The organism is Desulforadius tongensis, from assembly GCF_016907915.1.
Taxonomy (GTDB): Bacteria; Bacillota; Desulfotomaculia; order Desulfotomaculales; family Desulfohalotomaculaceae; genus Desulforadius; species Desulforadius tongensis.
Genome location: NZ_JAFBCW010000051.1, coordinates 1 through 5,853, shown reverse-complemented (window position 1 = coordinate 5,853; position 5,853 = coordinate 1). Strand labels below are relative to the sequence as shown.

Genomic DNA, 5,853 nt, shown 5'->3' with positions numbered 1-5,853 from the left:
TAACCCGTCAGGGTTACGATGAAGCAGGAAACCTACGAATTCGTTTCGTCCAGGAAGCCCCTTCCTGAGCGGAGCGAAGGGAGGGGTAGTTCACTTAAATGTATTCTATCATGGGGATGTTTAGTTTTTCTATAATTATTACTTATATATTTCATAAAAACTAAGACAAAGAGAAGAAAGCTAATTGCACTGGGAATACCCGAAGAATGGGCTGTATTAAATGGCGCTTATCAATACCCCGCAGTTAAATAAAGCCCTTGGACTCGCCTTTTGGCGAGAACAAGGGCTTAAAAGTTTAGTCAAGCACTATGATGAGCTTTGTTTCACAACATGAAAGGAGGGAAGTGACTTAACTCCCCTCCTGTTCGACCAAGAGGATGGTTCCATTATTTGCTCAAAGGTTTGTTTGCCGGGGCCACTGCCTGCCTGTTAACCTGGAATACCTTTCTAACAAAGAACCCGATGGGAATCAGAGCCAGGGCAACGCCCAGGGGATAGGCAATGCTGGTATCCAGCTGGAAGCCCTCCGGTGCCATTAAGATATAGGTGAATGTTACAACTGTCATGAAAGCGGCGGGGATGGATGCCACCCAGTGCAGCTTTTTGTTTTGCAGCAGGTAAACTGCTGCTGCCCACAGCATAATCATGGCAGTTGTTTGGTTTGCCCAGGCAAAGTAACGCCACAGGAAGTTAAAGTTAATTTTAGTTAGGGCAAAACCAACAGCAAACAGTGGTACAGCAATCATCAGGCGTTTATCAAAGGCCTTCTGCGAAATATTAAAGAAATCTGCTATCAGCATCCGGGCGCTGCGGAATGCCGTGTCACCGGAAGTGATGGGCAGGATGATTACACCCAGCACCGCCAGTGTACCGCCTACAGCACCCAGCAGTGTGGTGGCCACTTCTTTAACTACACCGGCCGGGCCTGCGTCATTCAGCACTGCAGCCAGGGTGGCGTAGTCGCCGTAGAATGTCATACCGGCGGCAGCCCAGATCATAGCGATGACACCTTCACCAATCATCATGCCGTAGAAAATTTTACGACCGTACTTCTCGTTTTGAGTACAGCGGGCAATAATAGGTGATTGGGTGGCGTGGAACCCGGAAATTGCACCGCAGGCAATGGTAATGAACAGCAGCGGCCAAATGGGCAGCCCTTTGGGGTGCATGTTGGCCAGTGTCAGTTCGGGAATTTGGTAACCTTGAATTAACAGGGCAGCACCCACACCAACGGCCATAATTAGCAGCAGCGCTCCAAAGGCCGGGTAGAAGCGGCCGATAATTTTATCAACCGGCAGCAGGGTAGCAATAACGTAGTAAACCAGGATAATTCCTACCCAAACGGACAAAGTCATCCAGCCGGTTGTCATGTTGGCCAGCAGTTTAGCCGGACCGGTCATAAATACTGTACCCACCAGTACCAGCAGTACCAGCGCAAAACCGTTGGTAAAGAGCTTCATCCCGCTGCCCAGGTATTTACCTACGATACCGGGCAAACTGGCACCGCCGTTTCTAACGGAAAGCATGCCGGAGAAGTAATCGTGAACCGCACCGGCGAAGATAGAACCAACTACAATCCACAGAAACGCCACCGGACCCCACAGGGCACCCAGGATGGGTCCGAAAATCGGGCCCAGGCCGGCAATATTCAATAACTGGACTAAGCTGGCCTTTTTCCATTCCATGGGCACGTAGTCTACACCGTCTTCTTTTTCGTAGGCCGGTGTTATTCTGTTTTCATCAACACCGAATACATTTTCTACAAATTTCCCGTAAGTTAAATAACCTACAAATAAAAGTATGATTGCAGCAATAAATGTAAACATGGTGTCCCTCCTTTACATAAATATATAAATTTAATTAATTATTTAACTGAATTTTAATATAGAAGAAACACCATGTGTTTATTTTATGTACATTCTGTCAAAATAGAGGGACTAACGGTTTAAATCGACGCATCAAATGCACCGATCATATATCTAATAAACGGCGAATTTCTTTCATGCCCCCCCGGCTTATCGGCACCCTGGACTGGGCCTTGTCTTTCATCACCAGCTGGTATCCCTTAAACCAGGGTTCAATTTTTTCAATTTTGTTTACATTGACTAAAAAACTGCGGTGGGGTTTTAAAAAAGTTTCCCGGGATATTCTGTTTTCCAGGTGCTGTAATGTGTAATTAACAGTATAACTGTTGTTTTCCGTTTTAACTATTACATCCCTTCCATCCCGGGCAATATACACTATATCCTCCGGATCCAGCAGTTGAATGCGGTCGTCTTCGGTAACAGCTATTTTGCGCTGCATAATATTGACGGATTTTTTGTTTTTTAATAACTGCTGTAATTTTTTTACCGTTTCTGCCACCCGTTCTTTAGAAAAGGGTTTTAGTATGTAATCGGTGGCATTAACTTCAAAGGCCTTTACGGCGTGCTGGTCGTAGGCGGTGGCAAAAACCAGTACCGGTGGTTCAGTTAAAAGGGAAATCTGCCGGGCTGCAACCATACCGTCTTCGCCGGGCATGTGGATATCCAGGAAAACCACATCCGGCCGTTCCCGGCGGCAGGCCGACAGCGCGCTTTCTGCATCATCGGCTTCAGCTACCACTTCCACCTCTGGATGCTGCTTTAAAAGATAAATTAATTCGTCCCGGGCCGGGGCTTCATCATCAACCACTATTACTCTCATTAACCCTCACTCCTGTTGTTGGGCTTTACTTTGGGCAGTTTGAAGCTCACTGTGGTACCCTCGTTTAGTTTACTGCTGATATTAAGGCCGGATTCAGGCCCGTAAATACCTGTCAGGCGGCCGTTTACATTTATTAATCCTATTTTGTCTTTGCCCTGCTGCTGTTCGGTATTTAATAAATTTTGCAAAACTGCCGGATCAATACCCACCCCGTTGTCCTTTACTGTTATTTGAACATAATCACCCCCGTCCTCCGCCTTTATGTGGATGGATGATTCTGCAGTTATTTTTTTAAAGCCGTGCTGTACCGCGTTTTCCACCAGCGGCTGCAGTGTTAACGGCGGCAGTTTAACGGCATACAGGTGCTTGGGAACATCAATTGTTATCTGCAGGCGGTTGGAAAAACGGGCCTGCACCACCGCCAGGTAGGCCTGAACATGGTTTATTTCTATTTCTAAAGTTGTCCACTTGTTCAAAGAAGATTTTAGATTTTGCCGGATATAATTGCCCAGCTGTATCAGCACCTGGCGGGCTTCATCGGGTTTGGTACGAATTAGTGAAACCACTGTATTTAAGGCGTTAAATAAAAAATGGGGGTTAATTTGAGCCTGCAGGGCTTTAATCTCCGCATCCTGCAGCAGCCGGGCCTGTTTTTCCACCGCTCCCAGCTCCAGCTGGGTGGAGAAAAGTTGGGCCAGTCCCCTGGCCAGTTCAATCATAAATTTATCCGGAGCCCGGCGCTTGGAGAAATACAGTTTTAATGTTCCCACAACCTCTTCCCCGTTGTTTAACGGCACCACTATGGCTGACTGCAGGGGGCAGTTTTTATACTTACACAGTATTTCCGACGGGTTGGTGGCAACTTTTAGCTCACCGGTATCCAGCACCTGTTTGGTAACTTTGGTTAAAAAAGGCGAGCCGGCCAGGTGGTGATCTGCCCCCCTGCCAACATGGGCCAAAATAACTTTTTTATCGGTAATGGCAACGGCAGCAATGTCGGTTTCTTCATGAATGATGTGGGCGGTGGCCAGGGCGGAATTGCGGTTTAAACCGGTTCGCAAATAGGAAATGGTTTTATCGGCAATGGCAAGGGCTTTTTGGGCCTGGATGGAACCGATACGCCTGTCGTTTTCCACCACCATGTGCACAATGGCAATAAACAGGGCAATGCCCAAGCTGTTAGCCAGCGTCATCGGCAGGGCAATGATCTGCACCAGGGCCAGCGCCTTAACAAAGGGCTTGGCCATTATTAAGATAATGGCCATTTGGCCTATTTCGCCCGCTATGCCTGCAGCCAGCGCCGCCTTCACTGAAACCCCGCCGGAGGGCTGCAGTTTGCGGTAAACGAGACCGGCTAAAATTCCTTCAAAAATTGTAGATGTTCCGCAGGCGTAGGCGGTAAAACCGCCTAAATATACCCTGTGAATGCCGGCAATTAACCCCGCGCCCAGGCCGCTTAATGGGCCGCCTAAAAGTCCCGCCACCATTACACCAATGGCCCTGGAGTTGGCAATGGCATCTTCATAAGAAAGGTAGCCGGGGAACTGGTGCTGCACTTCACCCGGGCTAATGGTAATGCCGGTATATGTACCTACGATGCCGAAGAGACCGAAGATCACCGCCAGCAGAATTTTTTCCCGGGTGTTGGGGGTATGATCCAGCAGGTTGCGGAATCTGGTCAAGCGAGTAAATAAAAAGGCAATGGCTACAATAATGCTCATCCGCTCGGCCATTGAAACAAGTAAAAACCAGGACAATGATGACATCCTTCCTATTTTAAATAACCCTTTTATTACTGAAGTTATTTTATCAAAAAAACGGGAGGGATATAAAGAAACTGCGGCATAAATGTTACATTTATTGTTAATGCTAACTTCGAGGTGATAAATGTGGGTCACAAAAAAGATTTTGACAAACTGCGCACTGAAAGGATGCTGGACCAGCTGCAATATGAAACGGCCAAAGAATTGGGTTTGGGCGAAGAACACCGGCGGTTAAAGGCCGCAATGTCCCGGCGGGAAAAAACAAAATGCAAAGTGGAGGCGGCGGAAGAAGCTATCGGGTTGGAAGGTGCCCGCAGGGCGGAAAAAAATCTTGCGGAGGAAATTAAATAACCTGCAGGCAGTAAATTGGAGTGACGGTGCAGATGGGGCGGAAAGTAATATAAGAGGTGATTATGATGCGACCGCTGTGGAAAGGTGCCGTAAGTTTTGGGCTGGTGCACGTGCCGGTAAAAATGTACGCTGCCACCGAAAATAAGGATATTCGCTTTAATTACCTGCACGATAAATGCAAAACACCGGTACAGTACCGCCGGTACTGCCCCCACTGCGATGTGGAAGTGCCGGTGGAAGAAATAGTAAGGGGTTATGAATATGAAAAGGGAAAATATGTAGTGCTGAAAGACGAGGATTTTGAAAACCTGCCCAGTGCCCACGCTAAAAGCATTGATATCATAGATTTTGTAGACCTGCAGGAGATTGACCCGGTGTATTATAACAAGGCTTATTATCTCGTTCCCGGTGAAGGCGGCCAAAAGGTCTATCACCTGCTAAAAAAGGCCATGGAGGCAGCGGGCAAAGTGGCGGTGGCCAAAGTTATGATCCGCAAAAAACAATCGCTGGCGGTATTGAGAATGGCCGGGGAAGCATTAATAATGAGTACAATGTTTTATCCCGACGAGGTACGGAAAACCGGTAATATTCCCGAATTGAATTATACTGTAAAGCTGCACGACAACGAATTAAAAATGGCCGTCAACCTGATTAACAACCTTTCCGGGGAATTTAACCCGGAAAAGTATACAAATGAGTATCGCCAGGCTTTAATGGAGGTAATTCAATCCAAAGTGGCCGGTGAAACGGTGGCGGTGCCGGAACAACCGGAAACCGAAAAGGTTGTGGATTTAATGGCCGCCCTTAAGGCCAGCATCGACCTGGCCAAAGAAGAGCGAAAAGAAAAGAGAAAACGTAAAAAAACATCATAACACCGTGAAAATTAAAAAAAATAAATCTAAATGCTGTCTTTATTTGACCGATTAATAAATTAACTGTATCATTTTGATAGGCATAATTTTTAACTTTCCCGCCGGGAAGTCCCCGTCCTGAGCTTTCCTTGCTCGCGAAGCGAGAGCAAAGGGCGGGGATGAAAGGCGGGCCGTGTTTTTCC

Annotated in this window: 5 protein-coding genes; 2 read left to right on the top strand and 3 right to left on the bottom strand. The window is 47.2% G+C overall.

Features of this window, described 5'->3' with window-relative positions; translation table 11 throughout:
* Positions 1-386: 386 nt before the first annotated feature.
* The 3 genes from JOC37_RS12980 to JOC37_RS12970 all read right to left on the bottom strand — a co-directional run bounded on the left by JOC37_RS12980 (position 387) and on the right by JOC37_RS12970 (position 4,442).
* Positions 387-1,826: a carbon starvation CstA family protein gene (locus tag JOC37_RS12980; protein WP_204619564.1), complete on the bottom strand. Its 1,440-nt coding sequence runs from the start codon at positions 1,824-1,826 to the stop codon at positions 387-389.
* 145 nt (positions 1,827-1,971) lie between these two features.
* Complete coding sequence (locus tag JOC37_RS12975; RefSeq protein ID WP_204619562.1) at positions 1,972-2,685, bottom strand: LytR/AlgR family response regulator transcription factor; 714 nt, start codon at positions 2,683-2,685, stop codon at positions 1,972-1,974.
* Positions 2,685-4,442 (bottom strand): sensor histidine kinase, encoded by a 1,758-nt coding sequence (locus tag JOC37_RS12970; RefSeq protein ID WP_204619560.1) that lies wholly within the window; start codon positions 4,440-4,442, stop codon positions 2,685-2,687. The genes JOC37_RS12975 and JOC37_RS12970 overlap by 1 nt, the downstream gene beginning before the upstream one ends.
* 132 nt (positions 4,443-4,574) lie before the next feature.
* Between JOC37_RS12970 and JOC37_RS12965 the strand changes: the two genes are divergently transcribed.
* Positions 4,575-4,799, top strand: coding sequence for a small acid-soluble spore protein (locus JOC37_RS12965; RefSeq protein ID WP_204619559.1), 225 nt, complete (start codon positions 4,575-4,577; stop codon positions 4,797-4,799).
* 65 nt (positions 4,800-4,864) lie between these two features.
* Positions 4,865-5,671: a non-homologous end joining protein Ku gene (gene ku, locus JOC37_RS12960; RefSeq protein ID WP_204619566.1), complete on the top strand. Its 807-nt coding sequence runs from the start codon at positions 4,865-4,867 to the stop codon at positions 5,669-5,671.
* Positions 5,672-5,853: the final 182 nt, after the last annotated feature.